Annotated in this window: 2 protein-coding genes; both read left to right on the top strand. The window is 30.0% G+C overall.

The window, feature by feature from the left end:
- Positions 1–1093 (top strand): DEAD/DEAH box helicase (locus HUN22_RS17030; RefSeq protein ID WP_254617561.1); only part of this gene is annotated, 1093 nt, incomplete at its 5' end.
- Positions 1094–1103: 10 nt separating this feature from the next.
- Positions 1104–1425: hypothetical protein (locus tag HUN22_RS17035; RefSeq protein ID WP_254617562.1), on the top strand; the 322-nt coding region annotated here is incomplete at its 3' end.

A 1425-nucleotide genomic window follows, 5' to 3' on the forward strand; every position in this document is an offset into this window, starting at 1 on the left:
ATATTCGATTAATAATGAAAAGGAGCTAAAAAAGTTAAAAAATCTTTTAAAAATTTCGGATGATTGGATTTCTGTTTTAAGATCTGATAATGCTAATTTTGATAAATTCTTAGTTAAAAGCAAACAACTAGTTTGCGGTACATTAGTTGGGATAGGCAAAAATAATATTCAGATTGAAAATGTAGAATTTGACTGGGTAATCATAGATGAAGCTGCAAGAGCTCAAGCTTCTGAATTAATGATAGCTATGCAATCTGGTAAGCGAGTTCTTTTGGTAGGTGATCATAAACAGTTACCTCCTCACTACCATAAGAAACATATTAAGCTTGCTGCAAAAAAATTAAATGAGTCAATTAACATATTTGATAAGCACGATTTTGAAAAAGTATTTAAGAAAACAGGTGGTATTACTTTAAATACTCAATATCGAATGGTAAAACCTATTTGTCATATTATTTCTGAAGTTTTTTATCCTGAACTTGAGGGTGGACTCCAGACTGGTAGATCATCTAGTCCAGAATGGTATGACTTATTAAATGGATATTTAAAGAAACCTGTTATTTGGTTAGATAGCTCATCATCTCAAAGTAATGAAGTTTATACTAATCCTGGATATTACAATGAAAGTGAAGTGATTTTAATAAAACAGACGTTACAAAATATTGTTACTTCAGAGGAGTTCTTAAAGCATCTTATTAATGATAAAGCTAGAACACCTCACCCTATTGGTATCATTACCTTATATAAAGCTCAAAAAGATAAAGTTGAATCAATGATTAGTCAGACGGATTCACTTCAACCTTTAAGAGAATATATAAAAGTTGATACTGTTGATTCTTATCAAGGACAACAAAATTCAATTATTGTTTTAAGTTTAGTACGTGACAATCCTGAGTATACTCAAGGTTTCTTACAATATCCTGAACGTATTAATGTCGCCTTAAGTCGTGCTCAAGAAAGGTTAGTAATTATTGGTTCTCGCAAAATGTGGTCTCAATGCAATGAAGATTCACCGCTTTATAAGGTACATAAAGTAATAGAAAAATATGCATTAGATGACTCAGTTAATTTTGAAATTATTGAAAGTATTTAAGGATAGGTTCATGGATATTGATTTTGATATACAGCGTGTTGGCAATATTATTTCTATCTTGTTGCCTGCTAGAAAATTTAAAATATATTGTGCTGTTACGAAAGAAGATGTTTTACCTGCTATTGAGGATTTTGCATGCAGATTGTTAATTTTACTCGAAGAAATTAGTGCAGAGTATCTTTCTCAATATTTTGGTTTAACAATACGAGAAAGTGAAATTTTGATTAATTCATTAGTTGAGAAGAAGCTAGCTAAATTTAATGATACTGGGCTACTAGAGCCTTCTAATTTATTGTTAAATAAAAGTAACAATGATTTTGAGAGTCAAACTT

The organism is Acinetobacter lactucae, from assembly GCF_013344765.1.
Lineage (GTDB): Bacteria > Pseudomonadota > Gammaproteobacteria > Pseudomonadales > Moraxellaceae > Acinetobacter > Acinetobacter lactucae_A.